Consider the following 18,227-nt stretch of genomic DNA (forward strand, 5'->3'; position numbering starts at 1 on the left):
TTTAATTTTTTACTACAAAAGGAAACTCGATTTTTACTTTTTCCCAAGCAAGAGATATAGTGCCTTCCGTTTCATTTTTCTTCGTTACCTCATACTTTAAATGTTCAGTGATTTCCTCTGAAATTGTAGGTGTTACTTTAAATCGAATAACATCATTTTTTTCGTCATATTCATCTTTACCGTGTTGCTCCCAGTTTTTATTAATCATCACTGTCCAGTCGCCTTTTGATGGAATTGTAAAAAAGCCATATTTCCCTTTAGGAATCGTTTCTCCATTTATGATTAAATCTTTATTGGTTTCTATCCAGGTAGCCATATGCGCGCCTGCCTGCCACACTTGGTCATACCCTACCAAACCACCAAAGATGATTCTATCTCTTACTCCTGGTGATGAATAATCAATATGGATATGAGCATCGCCTATCATTGCCATTGTTGATGTATGTGGGCTTAAAGGTTTCTTTTTATTTGGTTGTGTAGAAGTTTCTGAAGCTTTTTCCTCAACAACTACCTCTTTGACATCTTTTGTTTCTTGTTTGCAAGAGACGATTAGAAAAACGATTAGTAATACAGAAAGGTGGATATGTTTTTTCATTAGATTTTACTTTATATTTCTTGATGAAGAATGTGTTTTAATAATTTTCCATTTACCATCTATCTTCTTTAAAATTGATGTTGCCACTCCTTTTTTCTTTATAGTTCTAGAATTGCCCTTATCATCAGGGTTTAGAACGATGGTATAGATGTAGGTTTCTGTTGTAAATGCATAAGGTGCATCTACTTGTACATCGATTTCATAATCTGAAAATGTAAAACTTTTAAAGTGCCCTAATTCTGGACCCAAATGATGCTCTATATAGTGACTGTAAGTTCCTTCTACACCCCCAGATTCAAACACTTTAGAGTCTTTTGTAAATAACTCGAATGTACCTTCTGTAGTAAGGTTTTGCAAGGCATCTTTGTATGATTTCATTACTTCAAGAACAGTTTCTTTCTCTGTTTCTAAATCTCTGTTTTGGCTATAGATTTGACTAGTTGCAAATAACAATAGCGTTAAGAATGCTGTAAGTTTTAGTGTTTTCATAATTTTGGTTTTATTAAGTTTTATTTATTGACGTGTATTCTATTTATGTTGGCTATACCAAATACGAGTACCAAAAAGCTTAAAAAAACTTCCATCATCACTAAAAGTTTTCCTGAAATAGTTAATGGTACTATATCTCCAAAACCAACAGATGAAAAAGTGATTAAGCTGAAGTATATAAACTCAAAGAATTGCAAAAAAGAGGAACCATTGAGTACTGTAGCAATTTTAAAACTTTCTGAATTCAATACGTACAACGCTAGATAATCTGCCGAAAATGAAAGGACAATCAAAACAATTAATACGCCAAATAATGTTAGAACGTGCGTAAGCTGATGACTTTCCCCTATTATTTTACTTAATTGTATAAAAGTGAGCCTGACAATAAAAACTGTTTTAATCAGAGCCAAACCAACAATTAAAAACGGTAGGAATGAGCTATCCGAATTCTCATAAATCCAAAACAGATAACTCAATGACACAATAGTCACTACGCTAGTGGTAAACAATACTTTTTTAAAAAGCTGTTCGTAAAAGCCTGTGTTGTTTGATATTTTTGTTATGTTCTCCATACTCACTTTGGTTAATACTCTTAATCAAATAATTGAAGTGCCAATGCACCACCAATTATTAATATAAGTATTGCGTATACTATATAATTGAACCATTTTCTAACTACAGATTTCTCTGTTTTGTTATAGCAACCGTCCTTGCAGCAATCTTTCATTACACTACTCTAGTTAAATTAAATTATAATTTTGCTTCATTATTATTTTCTCTTTAAACAGCACCTGAAAATGAGAGTTAGACGCTATCCATCAATCAAAAAACAGGTTCTTCTCTCAAAATCAAGTGCATTTAATTAAACTTCTCTTTTTCAAAAGCTTATGTTTTGCCTGAAAAAGGAAGAGAGATACTATATTATAGGGGATTATTCTCTCTCCCTTGCACAGGCTGCTATTAACCAAATCAACTTTTCTTTTTCAATTATTTTGTGCCTGACCTGGGAAGGAACTAACACTAACCATCAACTATTTTTCCTTCCCACGACAGGACTTCTAACTATTCAGATATCCTTGTCATTTTATCATCTTATGTTAACTAATAAACCAGAAGAATGTATAAAGACATAAGGAAGGGATTATCTATTGAATAGTCTTTTGAACTTTCCCGCACTTAAGCATTTTACTTCCATAATATGGGTTTCTCACCTCTTCTTTTGTACTTAACCAAGCACTACCCTTATCGTACATTGGGCAAAACTGTTCATACAGCGTATTCTTAGTGCCAGTTATAGCTACCATATCCGTAATATCCTTACTTAATGTCTTAAAATGTTCTCTCTGATGGCCTATTTCACTTTTTGTAATATGCTCTGCGTGCTCTGTAGCATCTTCAATAATATCCGTCAATTCTTTTTGCTCTCCTGCGGTGTAATTTGACTTGTCAAATGCCTTTAGTGAAACCGCCAATTTAGAACCTGCCTCAGCTGCTTTTTTAGAATCATCTGCCACCAAAGCATCCTTTAAGCTGAAATAATCACTTAAAATCGCTTCAGATTTCATATTCATCATTTTACCATGGTCCATTTTCATTTTTCCTTTTTCCTGTGCATTGGTAAAGGAAACTGCTAACAATAGCATTGTTGCTATACTCATTTTTATATTTTTCATTTTTTATATTTTATATTTTAATATTAACTATAAACTGTCTTTTAAATTTTCTATATACTCAACTAGCTGCTGGGTTTCTTCTTCTGAAAACTTTGCGTCTTTATGAATGAAAGTATAGGAACCTAAAGGCATCTCACCACTTTCAATCTGCTTAATCATAGACCTCAGTTTACTTACTTTCCTTCTACTTGAAAGAGAATCCCACTCATTAAAGTTTAACTCTGCTTTTCCTTCTTTGATATGCTCTTCTAGAAACCAGGCTACCGGTTGCACCTTGTTGTACCAAGGATATTTTGTATTGTTACTGTGACAATCATAGCAAGAGACTTGCAATTTGTTCTTGATATCATTTGGGACATCATTTACCAACATAAAGTCGGTTTTTGGAACACCTTCACTTTGGTTGTGGTCTACAGGCACAAATTGTATACCTACAAAAGCAACCAACAAGATTATTGCTATGATTTTTACAATCTTCATTTAATTGATTTCCTTTTGAACTTTTCCGCATTTCAACATTTTACTACCGTAGTACGGATTTTTAATATCTTCACTCATACTCAACCAAGCACTACCACCATCATACATTGGGCAAAACTGTTGGTACAATGTATTTTGTGTACCAGTAATGGCTACCATATCTGTAATATCTTTACTCAATACTTTGAAATGCTCACGCTGGTGTGCAATGTCACTTTCAGAAATATGTTCTGCGTGCTCTACAGCATCCTCAATAATATCTTTTAAATCTGCCTTTTGAGTGTCAGTATATTTTGAAATGTCAAGTTTTCCCAAAGTTGTTGCGAGGGTTGCACCAAGCCCTTTGGCTTTAGCATTATCATCTGCTACCAAGGCATCTTTAAGAATGAAATAGTCATTTAATACAGTTTGTGAATTACCATTTCCACTCATTGTCATTTCCTTTTTATCCACATCGTGGTGGCCATCGGAATTATCGTGGTTCATTTTTGAATGGTCTTCCTCAGTACCGATTTCAGAATTGGTACTGCTTTCTGTTTTAGCATCTTTACAAGACACTACTGTTAAGGTTACAAATGCTATTGCAACCACTCCAAATACTAATTTTAATTTGCTCATTTTTATTTGTTTAAAGTTTATCATTTATAGTTTTAAAATCTGGCTAAAAGGCCACCACCCCAACCATATACATTATTATAATTTCCTTGTATTGAAAAATTTCTTGAAAGGATATAAGAAGCTCCTACCAACCATTGGGTCTCACCTTCATAAGAACTATTATTTTCTAAATCATTGACCCAACCAAAGTCGGCTCTATATTCATATTCCCCTTCCAGAAAAATTCTTGGAAAAATCAATATCTCTCTATCCAACCGTATTCTTGGGCGCAATTGATGGTCAATACTCACATCTACGTTAAATCTGTAAGGCGTGAAATATTTTAAACCTACCAATCCTACGGTATTAAATTCATCATAAGAATTTGGGATTTCGGTTTCAGTATTTACACCTACATAAACACGTACCCAATCATTCAAATACCTGTTATAATTTACTTCTATTTCGGCATTTTGGTCATAATCAAATTCGGCACGTAATCCAAATTCGTTACGAATGTTGCTCGTCGTTAAAAAGAGTTCATTAAAGTTTGAACCTATCCGCGCAGCTCCCCACGAGTAATACAGGTCTGTTTCATCCACTAGCTTTTGAGCTGGAAATTCTTTCATCCTTTCGTCTCTTGGTGTATCATAACTAAATACTCTTGCCATACCACCCATCATATGATATAGTACGTGACAATGAAAAATCCAATCACCAACTTCTTCATTATAGAACTCTATAATCACTTTTTGCATTGGTGGCACGTTAACCGTGTGCTTTAATGGTGAACGCTCCCCATTTTCATTAATCACCCTGAAAAAATGTCCGTGAAGGTGCATTGGGTGATGCATCATTGTTATGTTATTTAAGGTGATTCTTGTAACCTCACCGCCTTTAATTTTAATATTATCGGTTTCTGACAATGGTACGCCATTCATACTCCAAATGTATCGTTGCATATTTCCGGTTAGATTAAGCAGTATCTCATTTACTGGCGCATCTGTCTCAAAAGTGGTATTCTCTTTTGCCTTTAAAAAATCATAGTTGAAATAGGTTTTACGAGTACTGTAATCGAAAACGGAACTGTCTTTTTTCATCTTGGACGTATCATGATTCATATGACCTTTCATTTTGTCCGATGTTTCGTTATGGTTCATTGACATCGAGTCCTTTTTCATCTCCATCGTATTGCCCATATTCATTTTCATCTGCCCATCCTTCATATCCATCTTCATCCCGTACTTTTGCATTAATACTTCTGGCGTTTTTTTCTTTTGATTGCCCACCATTGCAGGTGCACCCATCTTCATATCCATTTTTGCCATTACCTTCATCATTTCCACTTTGTCTGGTCTGTCTATTACAACTGCGGGAAAAAGTGTTCCTTGTCCTAGATGTAAAGAGGTGTTACCAGAACCATCTTGCGTTGTGGCAGTAATCTCTAAAGTACCTTCCGGGATAGTTACTATCACATCATAGGTTTCGGCTATTCCAAAAAGAAATCGGCTTTTATGCACAGGTTCCACATCTATACCGTCACTCGCAACTATGATTGGGTTGCCTCCACCAAAATCCATCCAATAATAGGTGGATGCTGAAGCATTTATAAAGCGAAGTCTGACCTTTTCACCTGGCTTAAATTCTGGGTATTCCGCTACTTTTTTACCATTGGTCAAAAATGCTGGATAGTAGATATCCGAAATGTCCGCACCTTCCATACGGTCTCGCCAAAATTTAAATTGTGCGCCCAATGCACCTTCTTTAATGACTCGACTCAATGGTACTGCTGTACCTTTTTTTACCTGATACCACTCGTTACCTCTTTTGAGGTTGCGTAATACATTTAGTGGTTTTTCATTGGTCCAGTCAGACAGCATTACAATCAAATCTTTATCATAATCCAATGTTTTTTCTTTGGGCTGAATGATAATGGAACCAAAAACCCCCTTTTGTTCTTGAAGCATTGTATGGGAATGGTACCAATAGGTACCTGATTGGTTAATAGGGATTCTGTATTGAAACGTATCTCCGGGTTCAATTGGCGGTGTATTTAAATAAGGAACACCATCATAGAAATTTGGAAGAATTAGCCCGTGCCAGTGTACTGAAGTTTCTTCGTCCATTTTATTAGTCACATTGATTATGGCAAGGTCACCTTCAGTAAATTCTAATGTAGGACCAGGAATACTGCCGTTGATGGTCATTGATTTGGCCGTTACACCACCAAGTGTCATTTCCTTTTGTTCCAGAGTAAGGTTATACTCCTTAACTTGGCGACTTTCTTCTTTTCTATCTTCACCATTTGTTCCAACTTGGGCAAAAATTGAAGAGGTAAATAGTAATAGTGCTATTATATTTATTATTCTCATTTTTATTGTGTTAAGTAATTAATCAAGGCATATTGTATATAATAGCCCTTAATAGATTCAATAAGATTGATTTGAAATTTTAACTGTAACTCCTGAACGTCTAATACATCATTAAAATCAATAGTACCCGTCTCATAATTTTTTATTAGGATTTGTTCAGCATCATTGGCTTGCTTCAAATTATCTGATTGAATATTGAACTTAATTCTTGTTGTCTCTCTACTATATTGCGCATCTGCAAGTAACGTCTCTAGTTTGTTTAGCCTATCTGCTTTTTGAGATTGTATTTGTAACTGTTTTAATTCATTCTGCTTTGTTACAGACTTATATTTGTTATTGAAAATTGGAATTGAAATAGATACCATTGGCATTACTATATCTTTTCCGTTATCACTGAAACTCAAATCAGGACGTTCAGAAACTGGCACATAATCCAAACCAAAACCTATGTTGGGTGCACTTTCTTTCTGATTTAATAACTCTGATTGTTCAACCGATTCGTATAACTTATCATACCTCAGCAGTTCAGGATTTAACTGAAGATTTTCGGCTAATATTAATGCATCCTCCTCTGGAATAAACATCTCCTCAACAACGGTTACCGCAATAGTTTCATCACGATTTAATAGATTATTGAAAGCTACTTGTTCAGCAAGGTAATCTTGCTCCAGTACATCTTTTTTCTGTACAAGTTCATTTTGTCTTATTTGAAGGCGCAGTACATCCACTGCAGATGCCTTACCAACTTCTACCGAGGTTAGTGCAAGGCGTTCATAAGTTTCTAAAAGCTCAATATTCTCATCTAAAACACGTTGTTTTGCTCTGATGGCATATAGCTTATAATAAGATTGAGATACTGCTAGGGCAAGTTTTCGCTTGGCAATCGCAATATCTACATATTGAGTTTCTGCCATTGAACTTGCGTAATTTTCTCTAGCTGTAATGGTTCCAAACCAAGGCAACATTTGCTTTACTGAAAAACGTGCGCGTTGTGCTCCTGTGCGGGTTTCGGGTTCACTCACAAAATAGCCAGCACTTACTTGAGTATCTGGTAAGGTATTGACCTCATTTACTTTTTCTTCGGCTATGTTATACCGCAATTCAAAAGCCTGAATTTCTGGATTATTCCTTTCAGCTTCCTGAATATAAGACACTAACTCTTGTGCATTTGTTTTCGTGAAAGCGAAAACAACTATTCCTATTAAAATTATATATCTCATTTTGTAGCTCTTTTTAATTGAAACTCGTGTTTCCAGCTAAATAAAACTGGCACAACAAATAAGGTTACTAAGGCAATTAGCATTCCTCCAAAAGAAGGGATGGCCATTGGTATCATTATATCACTACCGCGGCCTGTTGATGTGAGTACAGGCAGTAAAGCAAGAATGGTAGTTGCTGTTGTCATCAAACAAGGTCGAATACGTTTCTCTCCAGCTTCGACCACAGATGCCCTTATTCCTTTTCTGTCTTTAGGTTTGTTTTTGTCAAAGGTTTGCGTTAGATAAGTTGCCATTACTACACCATCATCTGTTGCAATACCAAATAAGGCAATGAATCCCACCCATACAGCAACACTCAAGTTTATGGTATGCATTTGAAAAAGGTCTCGAAGGTTTTCACCAAAGAAGTTAAAATTCAAAAACCAGTCTTGTCCGTAGAACCAAATCATTAAAAATCCACCGGCAAATGCAACTGCGATACCTGTAAATACCATTAATGATGTACCAACAGAACGGAACTGGAAATAGAGAATAAGAAATATTATTGCTAGTGCTAACGGCACAACTACAGACAGGGTTTTTTCAGCGCGCAATTGATTCTCATATGTACCAGTAAATAGGTAGTTAATTCCTTTGGGAACAATTAATTCGCCGCTATCAATTTTTTCTTGAATGAGCGCTTGTGCATTTTCAACAACATCTACTTCAGCATATCCATCTAATTTGTCAAACAGGACATAGCCTACCAAAAATGTGTCCTCACTTTTAATAATCTGTGGACCCTGTTCGTAACGAATAGTAACCAGTTCACTTAATGGAATTGGATTACCTTTTTCTACAGGCACATAAATATCTTTTAAATCACTTGGATTTGCACGTAGCTCTCTCGGATATCGCACACGTATACCATATCGCTCTCTACCCTCAACGGTTTGAGTTAGCACCATTCCACCAACAGATACCTGAATGACTTGCTGTACTTGTTCTATGGAAATTCCATAACGCGCAAGCCGTTCTCTATCAATATCCAAAAGCAGATAAGGTTTCCCTACAATACGGTCGGCAAAAACAGCTTCATCCTTAACACCATCGGCTTGCTTGAGAATATCTTCTAATTGTACTCCAAATGCTTCAATCTCATTTAAATCTTGGCCTTTTACCTTAATTCCCATTGGTGCTCGCATACCTGTTTGTAGCATTACCAAGCGTGTTTCAATAGGTTGCAGTTTTGGCGCTGAAGTAACTCCTGGTAGTTTGGTGGCTTTTACAATCTCTTTCCAAATATCATCTGGGGATTCAATTTCAGGTCGCCAGTTTCTAAAATATTCTCCATCATCATCTGGTATAAGTTGTGAGTGTCGAACCGAAAACGGGTCTTTGGTTTTTGAAATGTCATAGTCTACCCCTTCATTGATTTCGCTATTTGGGTTGACAACCAAGCTTCCATCTTTAAGTATAAAAAGCCCATCATTGTCTACTTTAAATCGTTGCCTGGCTCTTTTTTCATTTAGAATATATTCCGACTTATACTGAATTACATTTTCATACATTGATAACGGTGCAGGGTCTAATGCCGATTCTGTTCGTCCAGATTTACCGACTACAGTTTCAATTTCTGGAATACTGGCTACTGCCATATCCAATTGCTGTAATACCCTTTTATTTTCTTCTACACCTGCGTGGGGCATTGATGTAGGCATTAAAAGGAAAGAACCTTCATTTAATGACGGCATAAATTCTTTACCTGTATTACGCATTATCATCACACCAAAAATTATGATTACTGTGGGAAGAGAAAGGAACAATAATTTATTGCGCAATGCCCAGTTTAAAATACGTACATAATAGCTTCTAAACAGCGTAAAAACACCTAAAAGTCCGAAGCATATTAAGCCTACGAATATTAAATTCCAAAGAATACTTCTATCTACTCCCAATGGTCTCCAATACTCGGCTAGTAAAAATATGATAGCGAAAGCCGATACAAATATGTTAATAGTATTGGCACGTTTTGAAGTTATTTTCTCTTTTAGTGAAAGAAAGCCAACGACACCAAATGCTATTAATATTAACCCAAGAGGATATCCAAAAATAATGGAAAGAACACCTAGAATAATCATTGCTCCATTGAGCATATAACTAAAGGAAGTCTTAATGTTTCGCTTTTTAAACAAATATGCTGCAAAGGGTGGTATTAAAAACAAGGCTACAATTAGAGAAGCCGTTAATGCAGAGGTTTTGGTAAAAGCCAAGGGTCTAAATAATTTTCCTTCTGCACCAATCATCGTGAATACGGGAATAAAACTTATAATAGTGGTCATTACCGCTGTCAATATGGCTCCAGAGACTTCGGCAGTTGCATTATACACAACGGTATTCATTGGTAGGTTTTCATCATTTTCATCAATATGCCGCAGCACATTTTCGGATAGAATAACACCTACATCGACCATTGTACCAATAGCAATGGCAATACCTGATAAGGCCACAATGTTTGCATCTACATTAAATAGTTTCATTGAAATAAAAACCATTAATACAGCTACTGGTAACAGTCCTGAAATTAGCACAGAAGCTCTTAAATTGAATACCATTATTATTATCACGAAAATGGTAATCAAAATCTCTAACGTCAGTGCTTCATCAAGTGTACCCAAGGTTTCTTGGATAAGTTCAGTTCTATCATAAAAAGGAACGATGGTTAACTGCGACGTTCTACCATCACTTAACGTTTTTGAAGGTAGTCCCGAACTTAATTCACTTATTTTCTCTTTTACATTATTAATAACCGCCATAGGGTTTGCACCATATCGCGCCACAACTACTCCTCCTACAACTTCGGCACCTTCTTTATCTAAAAGTCCTCTCCTAGTTGCAGGACCGTGAGATACTTTTGCAATGTCTTTTAAACGTATTGAAGTAAAATCTTCTGATGTAACTACTGCATTCTCCAAGTCGGAAATGGACTTGACATATCCTAAACCACGAATAAGATATTCTGCTTGATTGATTTCTAATGTTTGAGCTCCAACATCTCGATTACTTTGTTTAACTGCCTTTACAACTTCATTTAAACCAATTTTATATTGTTTCATCAACTCTGGGTTGACATCTACTTGATATTCCAAAACGTAGCCACCAATAGATGCTACTTCAGAAACTCCACTTGCGGATGACAGCGCATATTTTACATAGAAATCCTGAATGCTACGCAATTCTTGTAAATCCCAACCACCGGTAACATTTCCATTTTCGTCACGGCCTTCTAGGGTGTACCAATATATCTGTCCTAGACCTGTGGCATCAGGGCCAAGTGCAGGATTAACACCACTGGGTAGCAAACCTGCCGGCAATGAATTTAATTTTTCGAGAATACGACTTCGGCTCCAGTAGAACTCAATATCTTCTTCAAAAATGATGTAGATACTGGAAAAGCCAAACATCGAAGAGCTACGTATGGTTTTAACTCCAGGAATTCCCAGAAGTGATGTGGTTAGTGGATAGGTAATTTGGTCCTCAATATCTTGAGGGGAACGACCATCCCATTTTGTAAATACAATTTGTTGGTTTTCACCTATATCGGGTATGGCGTCTACGGCTACAGGATTACGTGGTAAAGAACCAGTATTCCATTCAAAAGGTGCATTTACAACACCCCATGCCACGAATAAAGCTAGTAACAAAACAGCTACTAATTTATTTTCTATTAAAAATTTGATGCTTTTATTTAGCATAAAAATGAGTTTTTAAGTAGTTATAATTTTTGTTTTAAAAAACAAAAGACAAGCAGTTTAGTCCAAACAATTTAATGTTGGACTACAGTACTAATTACTTAAAAATCAAATAAGGAAGGTTTGGTCTAAAACTTGAACGTCCCTGACCAAGGGAGGAGGAGAATAATCTCTAAAAGAAGTGTTTTCTGTTTGTTGTTCAGTAAACAGATTTATGTATGAATAGATGAAAGTAGCAACCAATAACTGTTGTTCCTTATCTAATTTATCGAAAGAAATTTTTAAATTATCTTGCCCATCAACAACCAACTGCTCATCACTACAACAGTTTTTTTTGTTAATAAGGTCACATTCTTTTGAAGATGGTTTCTGCTGAACTTCCATACCACAAGATTCAACTGAACCAAACACAGAAGAATCCACTAAAACATCGCCACAATAATGACTCTCAATAGTGAAAGACAATGTTGAGACAAACACTAAAAGTGCCATGCAAAAAGATGCTATTTTAAGAAAAATCTTCTTCATTGATTGTGCAAAGCTACAAAAATTTTAACACTTTAATTTTGTTTAACATAATTTTAAATTCCTATTTGGCTGATTGACTCAATTCTATAATATAGTCTACAAGGCCTTTAATCTCTAATGGCGGGTTGCCGTGGTCAAAGCTAGGTGACTCATATAAATCATCTTTGTAAAGAACTTTTAACTTCGAATGAGCAGCGCCATCAAATTTTCGTTTTTCAGACGGAGCTTTTAAAGAAGATAGATTTTTGAGTTTAATTTCATCTACTAATTCTAGTATTTTATTCCATTGTTTATTGTTCAGTTTTACCGTACTGCTCTTTTTTACAGTTCTATCTTCACTAAAAACAAGTGTCTCTTTGTTAACCTTAATTTTCTGATAAAAACCTCGGGTAACAGCTTCATATTCAAAAGCAAATTCATTTATCTTTTCTTGAGATACCATTGATTGTCCAACGATAAGGACTAGGAATATTATCACTAATTTCTTCATGGGAAATACATTTTTGATTAAAAAACTGAATTCACAAATTTAATAAACAGCTTTTTAGCGAAATATGATAAAAATCACATTTATTGTATTTGTCTAGCTATTATCTAGAGATATAAAATATTATTTAGAATAATTATAAATAATACTTGGTTTTTAAAAATATCATTTTATATTTGCCCTTATTTAAAATCATTCTAAATAATTTATGGCAAATGAGAACTCTATTTTTCCTACTATTTATCTTACAATTTACAAATATATGGGCGCAAACTAATCCCCCAAAAAAGGATACTGTCCAACAAAAAACGGAACAGTTAAAAGAGGTTATTGTCTCTGGAAATACTATACTCGGTAGTAGATTTGAAGTTAAAAACAAAACTGGCTCTGCAAGTTATATCTCCAAAGAAGAATTAAAAAAATTCTCTTATACTAATATCAATAGGGTTTTACAAACAGTTCCAGGAATTAACATCTATGAAGAAGATGGATTTGGATTACGTCCAAATATAAGTTTAAGAGGAACATCGCCTGAGCGTAGTGCAAAAATCAACTTGATGGAAGACGGCGTACTCATTGCACCAGCCCCTTACAGTGCCCCAGCCGCTTATTATTTTCCAACAATAGCTCGAATGGAAGCCATAGAAATATTAAAAGGAAGTAGTCAAATTCAATACGGACCCAATACTACAGGTGGTGCCATTAATATGATGTCTTCTCAAATCCCGGACAAATTTTCTGGAAAGGCTTCAATTGCTGTAGGAAATTATGATTCCAGAAACACACAATTAGTTATTGGTGATAGCTATAAAAACTTTGGATTTGTAACAGACTATTTCAACTATAATTCCAATGGTTTTAAAGAACTTGATGGCGGTGGCAATACAGGGTTTGACAAATCTGATTATTTGGCCAAGTTTAGGGTCAACTCAAATTTAGATGCAAAAATATATCAGTCGTTAACATTTAAAATCCAATATTCTGAAGAAGAGGCAAACGAAACTTACTTGGGATTGACGGATGAAGATTTTGAGGAAAACCCTTATAGAAGATACAGGGCCTCGTCCGAAGATGTAATGAACGCCGAACATCAACAATACCAGCTAACCCATTTTATACAGGTATCCCCGTCGTTAAATATAAGTACTACCGGTTACCTGAATAAGTTCAAACGGAATTGGTACAAATTGGACGACGTAAATTTAGGCGAAAGGGTGAGCATTAGTGATATTCTGTCATCACCAATGGATTACCCCTTAGAATACCAGTCCATTTTGGGTAATGAAAATACTCAAGACGATGTTATGGGCGTAAAGGCAAACAACAGAACATATACGTCAAATGGTGTTCAGTCCATTGCCAAATTACGATGGGGTTCTGATTGGATACAAACCCTGGAAGCGGGAATACGCTACCACGAAGATGACGAGGACAGATTTCAGTGGATGGACAGGTACGCATTTCAAAACCAAGAATTAATACGAACCACGGTGGCCGAAAAAGGTACTGACGCTAATCGTATAAGCGGTGCAAAAGCTCTGGCGGCACACCTCTTGTACACCATTAGAGTTGAGAACCTGACCCTAACACCTGGCTTACGCTATGAAAACATAACTCTAACCCGAATGGACTATGGCACCAACGATGCTTCAAGGACTGGTCAAGATCTATCCGTTCGCGAAAACAAAGTAAACGTTTGGATTCCTGGAATAGGCGCAAACTATAGGTTTAATAGCGACATTTCGGTTTTTGGTGGTGTGCACAAAGGGTTTTCCCCACCAAGCAATACACCAGGGCAAGGTGCCGAAGAAAGCATTAACTACGAAATAGGTACTAGATTTAGTATTAAAGGGCTACTAGGGGAACTTGTCGGATTTTACAATGATTATCAAAACCTACTGGGAAGTGATTTGGCTGCTACAGGTGGTGCGGGAAGCCTTGACCAGTTTAATGCAGGTGAAGTTCGCGTAAGCGGCATTGAACTTTTACTTAATTATAATTTACTTTATAATACCTCAAAGAAATTCAAACTTCCTGTATCGATTTCCTATACCCTTACGGACACCGAATTCCTGACCAGTTTTGACAGTAACGAAGATATTTATGGCGTAGTGACCAAAGGGGATGAAATACCATACATTGCAAAAAACCAGTTGAATGCAACATTAGGGCTACAGCATAAGAAATTTGAAGTAAACTTAAATTCACGATATACTGGTGCATTTAGAACTAGGGCTGGTTCAGGACCGATTCCAGAAAATTTCAAAGTGGGTTCTAATTTCATTGTTGACTTATCCGCGCACTATTTTCTCAATGAAAATTTTTCGCTAACAACAAACGTAATTAACCTGTTTGACACAGAGTATGCAGTATCTCGCGTACCAGCAGGTTTACGTCCCGGTCATCCCTTTGGGATTAATTTTGCCGTCGGATATGAATTTTGAGAAAAATTTAATTGGATGACAAAAGTCATATTTTTGTTCAACGTTTAAAATTACTTTTGTAAAGTGGTTTTATGTTTTTTAATAGCTAAACACTTAACATAAAAAACTTTAGGAATACTTTCTTTAATTGAACAAATTTTTGATTGTTGAACAAAAAAATTTAATTTAATAATGTGAAATCTTTTTTTTCTAAAATAGTATCCTTCTTTTTAACAGCTTTAATACTGTTTTCTACCTCTTCTTTTACGGTAGATATGCATTTTTGTTGTAATAAACTAGTAGATATGTCCCTGATAGGCAAAGCAAAAGTCTGCGCAGAGAAGGTTCAAAAGAAAGATTCACCGTTAAAGCAGTGCACTACGTTACAAGAAAAAGACCGTTGTAGTAATGAATCTTTTGTAAAAACTGGAAATGACACCATTAAAAAGGCTAATACAAAACTTGAGGCCGAAACCGTAATTTTCCTTAATACTTTTTTTTACGTTTATGTAAATTTATTTGAAGGGCTTGAAAAAAATATAGTTCCTTTTAAACAATATAGGCCGCCCTTATTATCCAAGGACATACAGATTCTACACGAGACTTACCTAATTTAATTTTAATGCAATATGATAAATATCATATTTTGGTTCAACGTTTAAAATTACTTTTGTTAAGTGCCTAACAGCAATACATCAATTATTATGAAAGAACCCAAAGAATTTTGGATTAAGAATATGGTCTGTAGCCGCTGCTTAAAAGTTATTAAGCAAGAACTACAGGAATTGGGAGTAACTGTGCTTTCATTGGAATTAGGAAGGTTATTGGTAGAAGCACCAAAAAAAACCAGCAATGAAATTGTCGAAGCTGTTACAACTGTGCTTCACGCCAATGATTTTGAAATTGTACAAAAAGAAGAAGAAATGCTCGTAGAAAGAATGAAAGTCATACTAATAGAACAATTGCAAGAGTTACCATTACATATTAAGGTAAAAACATCTGAACTATTAGCATCAAGACTTCATAAGGATTACAAGACCTTGAGCAAATTGTTTTCAGCCAACGAACAGACCACTCTGGAAAAGTATTTTATCAAATTGAAGATAGAGAAGGTTAAAGAACTCATCCAACTTAAGCAACACTCCTTTTCTGATATCGGCTATTTACTGGATTATAGCAGTGTAAATCATTTATCCAGACAGTTTAAGGAAGTGGTGGGAATGAGTATGACCGATTACAAAAACACAGGAAATTGGAAACGGAATTTCTATGATGAAATTATATAGATATCAACGAAAGTTATGCAGACAAAAGCTTAAGGCAATGGTTAATTTCATCAAATTAAATTAAACAAAATGAAAAAACTACTTATCACATTAGTATTAATTCCCTTTATAGGAATTGCACAAACCTTTGAAAATTTAGACTACATCTCGCCTTTTAGCAATGGCGTCGCCGCCATTAAAAAAGGGAACGAATGGGGTTTTATTGACCAAGAAGGAAAATTAATCGTTGATTTTCGAAATGATTTGGTGCTAACCAAAATAGACAATGCCAATTACCCAATCTTTAAAGACGATAGATGCTTGATTGCCCATCATAAGGATGGGGTGCTCTATTATGGATATATAAATAAAGAAGGGGAAACTGTTATTGCACCTCAATTCCTCAATGCTAACAACTTTGAATATGACAAAGCCTTGGTGCTAAAAGTTGAAAAAGAAACCATTGGCTACAATGATATTTTCAAAAAGGACGTGGTAAACTACCATTATTTTGAGATTGTTATAGATGAGAATGGTAATACCATTGACCATTTAACGCAATTGGCCATTCACGTCTCGCCTAAAGATAAGAAAGATAAAAATCCCCCTGCCATCACATCAAAATTGATTTCGGAAAATTTGGTAGCAGTTAAAGGTAATAATAAGAAGTGGCGTATAAAAAAAATCTAACAATAATGAAAATGCACATAACATATAAGAAATTCAAAAAGATTATAACCTTTTTAAAATCTGTCAATTAATAGCTGATAATCCATTCCCTCAACTATAGACATTTAGATTGTTGAGAATGGGTTTATAAAAATTAAAATAAATGTTTAACTCAAAAAATAAATTATGAAAACACTACTAATTATTTTATCTGCAATTGGGCTTTTAAGCTTAAACAGTTGTAAACAAGAAACAGATGTACAGGCATTATTAGAAAATTCTGAAACACGGAGTGAAATCATAAAAACCATTTCAGAAAACCACGATTTCATGATAGAATTTATGGCAACCATGCAAGGTAACAATCACGCCATGCAAATGATGCAAGGCAACAAAAAAATGATGGGTACTATGATGAAAGGTCAGGGAATGCAGATGATGATGAAAGATAGTACGATGATGAAGCATATGATGCAAGGAATGATGAAAGACGGCAAAATGATGGGTACTATGGTGCAAATGATGCACAAAAAAGGCTTGATGAGCGAAGATTGTATGCAATCCTGTATGAAAATGATGGATAGTAAAGGATTTATGAATATGGACAACCCAGACAAAAAAGATCATACTAAGCATCATTAATGTCTAATCTCTTAAAACTAAAATAATGAAAAAAAATCACTGGTTATGGATGGTCATCGGCTGTGGCCTGCCACTACTGTTCATCTTTTTAGCGCCATCTTTTGGCATAGGTGGAGGCTCGTCCCTTTTCATCTTCATACTATTTATGTTCGCCATCCACCTATTTATGCCACACGGCTCACATGGTCATGGTAAGCATAACCATTCAGAAAAACAGCATAATCGTAAACATGGTGAAGGGACATCTTCGGCTGAGACAAAAAAAGAACACAAAGGGCATCAACATCACTAAATACTTAAAACAATGAAGCAAAAATTTCAAATAAACGGTATTAGATGTGGCGGATGTGTTGCGACGGTCAAGAAAAACTTAGAAGCACATCCCAACATAGAAAAAGCAGAAATTTTTCTGGCACCAAAAGGGGCTACACTCATCACGATGAAAGAAAACCTTTCAATTGATGAATTGCAAAAACAGCTCAGCAAACTTAACGGATATACAATTACAGAAATAAAACAATAACAACTAAAAAATTAAAGATTATGCATTTTTACGAAGGACATTTTGGAGGCATGCACCTAATATGGTGGATTATATGGATAGCATTCATTGCTTGGATATTTTTTATCCCAACAGATATACCATATCAAAAAACAAAGAAAGAAAACCCACTGGATATTTTGAAAAAGCGATTTGCTAAAGGCGAAATATCCAAGGAAGAATATGAAGAATCTAAAAAGGTTCTAAAATCTAACAACTAATTTAAAACATAAGATTATGTATCAATTAAACGTAAAAAAACTTGGTTTTGCTTTTGGTCTCACAGGAGCCCTGATTTATTTGGGCTGTATGATAGTAATGATGACAGCCGGGCAAGAAGGAACAATTAAATTTTTTAACAGCCTAATACATGGCTTGGATACCACAAGTATTATTAGAATGGATGTACCCTTATGGGAAGCAGGATTAGGAATAGTACAAACATTTATTTTGGGATGGCTAATAGGTGCCTGTATTGCGGCTTTTTATAACGCTCAAATTAAAAATAAATAAAT

The 18,227-nt window shown here is 35.2% G+C and carries 20 protein-coding genes; 9 read left to right on the plus strand and 11 right to left on the minus strand.

Going from position 1 to position 18,227, the window contains the following annotated elements; all coding sequences use genetic code 11:
- Position 1: 1 nt before the first annotated feature.
- From CHB80_RS01740 to CHB80_RS01790, 11 genes are all read right to left on the minus strand, one after another.
- Entirely contained in the window at positions 2–595 is a 594-nt protein-coding gene (locus CHB80_RS01740; RefSeq protein ID WP_089369713.1) for a DUF2911 domain-containing protein, read from the minus strand.
- 6 nt (positions 596–601) lie between these two features.
- Positions 602–1,084 carry a YybH family protein gene (locus CHB80_RS01745; RefSeq protein WP_089369714.1) on the minus strand — a complete coding sequence of 161 codons (483 nt, stop codon included), beginning with the start codon at positions 1,082–1,084 and terminating at the stop codon, positions 602–604.
- Between the two features lie 20 nt (positions 1,085–1,104).
- Positions 1,105–1,656, minus strand: coding sequence for a potassium channel family protein (locus tag CHB80_RS01750; protein WP_089369715.1), 552 nt, complete (start codon positions 1,654–1,656; stop codon positions 1,105–1,107).
- Positions 1,657–2,229: 573 nt separating this feature from the next.
- Positions 2,230–2,757 carry a DUF3347 domain-containing protein gene (locus tag CHB80_RS01755; protein WP_025740711.1) on the minus strand — a complete coding sequence of 176 codons (528 nt, stop codon included), beginning with the start codon at positions 2,755–2,757 and terminating at the stop codon, positions 2,230–2,232.
- Positions 2,758–2,784: 27 nt separating this feature from the next.
- Positions 2,785–3,237, minus strand: coding sequence for a heme-binding domain-containing protein (locus CHB80_RS01760; protein WP_025740713.1), 453 nt, complete (start codon positions 3,235–3,237; stop codon positions 2,785–2,787).
- Positions 3,238–3,855, minus strand: a complete 618-nt coding sequence (locus tag CHB80_RS01765; protein WP_089370743.1) for a DUF3347 domain-containing protein — start codon at positions 3,853–3,855, stop codon at positions 3,238–3,240.
- 32 nt (positions 3,856–3,887) lie between these two features.
- Complete coding sequence (locus tag CHB80_RS01770) at positions 3,888–6,206, minus strand: multicopper oxidase domain-containing protein (protein WP_089369716.1); 2,319 nt, start codon at positions 6,204–6,206, stop codon at positions 3,888–3,890.
- Between the two features lie 2 nt (positions 6,207–6,208).
- Positions 6,209–7,426, minus strand: a complete 1,218-nt coding sequence (locus CHB80_RS01775) for a TolC family protein (RefSeq protein ID WP_089369717.1) — start codon at positions 7,424–7,426, stop codon at positions 6,209–6,211.
- Positions 7,423–11,160: an efflux RND transporter permease subunit gene (locus CHB80_RS01780; RefSeq protein WP_089369718.1), complete on the minus strand. Its 3,738-nt coding sequence runs from the start codon at positions 11,158–11,160 to the stop codon at positions 7,423–7,425. The genes CHB80_RS01775 and CHB80_RS01780 overlap by 4 nt, the downstream gene beginning before the upstream one ends.
- 105 nt (positions 11,161–11,265) lie before the next feature.
- Entirely contained in the window at positions 11,266–11,685 is a 420-nt protein-coding gene (locus CHB80_RS01785) for an HYC_CC_PP family protein (RefSeq protein ID WP_025740722.1), read from the minus strand.
- A 61-nt stretch (positions 11,686–11,746) separates the two neighbouring features.
- Positions 11,747–12,175: a hypothetical protein gene (locus CHB80_RS01790; protein ID WP_025740724.1), complete on the minus strand. Its 429-nt coding sequence runs from the start codon at positions 12,173–12,175 to the stop codon at positions 11,747–11,749.
- A 212-nt stretch (positions 12,176–12,387) separates the two neighbouring features.
- Here CHB80_RS01790 and CHB80_RS01795 point away from each other — a divergent pair, with 212 nt between their 5' ends.
- The 9 genes from CHB80_RS01795 (at position 12,388) to CHB80_RS01835 (ending at position 18,225) form a co-directional block, all read left to right on the plus strand.
- On the plus strand, positions 12,388–14,616 hold the full coding sequence (locus CHB80_RS01795; RefSeq protein WP_089370744.1) for a TonB-dependent receptor family protein: 2,229 nt from the start codon (positions 12,388–12,390) through the stop codon (positions 14,614–14,616).
- A gap of 173 nt (positions 14,617–14,789) precedes the next feature.
- Positions 14,790–15,212 (plus strand): HYC_CC_PP family protein, encoded by a 423-nt coding sequence (locus CHB80_RS25145; protein ID WP_089369719.1) that lies wholly within the window; start codon positions 14,790–14,792, stop codon positions 15,210–15,212.
- 87 nt (positions 15,213–15,299) lie between these two features.
- Positions 15,300–15,881 carry a helix-turn-helix domain-containing protein gene (locus CHB80_RS01805; protein WP_089369720.1) on the plus strand — a complete coding sequence of 194 codons (582 nt, stop codon included), beginning with the start codon at positions 15,300–15,302 and terminating at the stop codon, positions 15,879–15,881.
- 69 nt (positions 15,882–15,950) lie between these two features.
- Entirely contained in the window at positions 15,951–16,550 is a 600-nt protein-coding gene (locus CHB80_RS01810) for a WG repeat-containing protein (protein ID WP_089369721.1), read from the plus strand.
- 165 nt (positions 16,551–16,715) lie between these two features.
- Positions 16,716–17,171: a hypothetical protein gene (locus CHB80_RS01815; RefSeq protein WP_089369722.1), complete on the plus strand. Its 456-nt coding sequence runs from the start codon at positions 16,716–16,718 to the stop codon at positions 17,169–17,171.
- Positions 17,172–17,196: 25 nt separating this feature from the next.
- The gene (locus tag CHB80_RS01820; RefSeq protein WP_089369723.1) at positions 17,197–17,463 is read left to right on the plus strand and encodes a hypothetical protein; all 267 of its coding nucleotides are present in this window, start codon (positions 17,197–17,199) and stop codon (positions 17,461–17,463) included.
- Between the two features lie 12 nt (positions 17,464–17,475).
- A complete protein-coding gene (locus CHB80_RS01825) occupies positions 17,476–17,694 on the plus strand; it encodes a heavy-metal-associated domain-containing protein (RefSeq protein ID WP_089369724.1) in 219 nt (72 codons plus the stop codon).
- Positions 17,695–17,714: 20 nt separating this feature from the next.
- Positions 17,715–17,933, plus strand: coding sequence for an SHOCT domain-containing protein (locus tag CHB80_RS01830; RefSeq protein ID WP_089369725.1), 219 nt, complete (start codon positions 17,715–17,717; stop codon positions 17,931–17,933).
- Positions 17,934–17,949: 16 nt separating this feature from the next.
- Positions 17,950–18,225, plus strand: a complete 276-nt coding sequence (locus CHB80_RS01835) for a DUF5676 family membrane protein (RefSeq protein WP_089369726.1) — start codon at positions 17,950–17,952, stop codon at positions 18,223–18,225.
- Positions 18,226–18,227: the final 2 nt, after the last annotated feature.

The sequence above is a fragment of the Dokdonia pacifica genome (assembly GCF_900188275.1).
Taxonomy (GTDB): domain Bacteria; phylum Bacteroidota; class Bacteroidia; order Flavobacteriales; family Flavobacteriaceae; genus Dokdonia; species Dokdonia pacifica.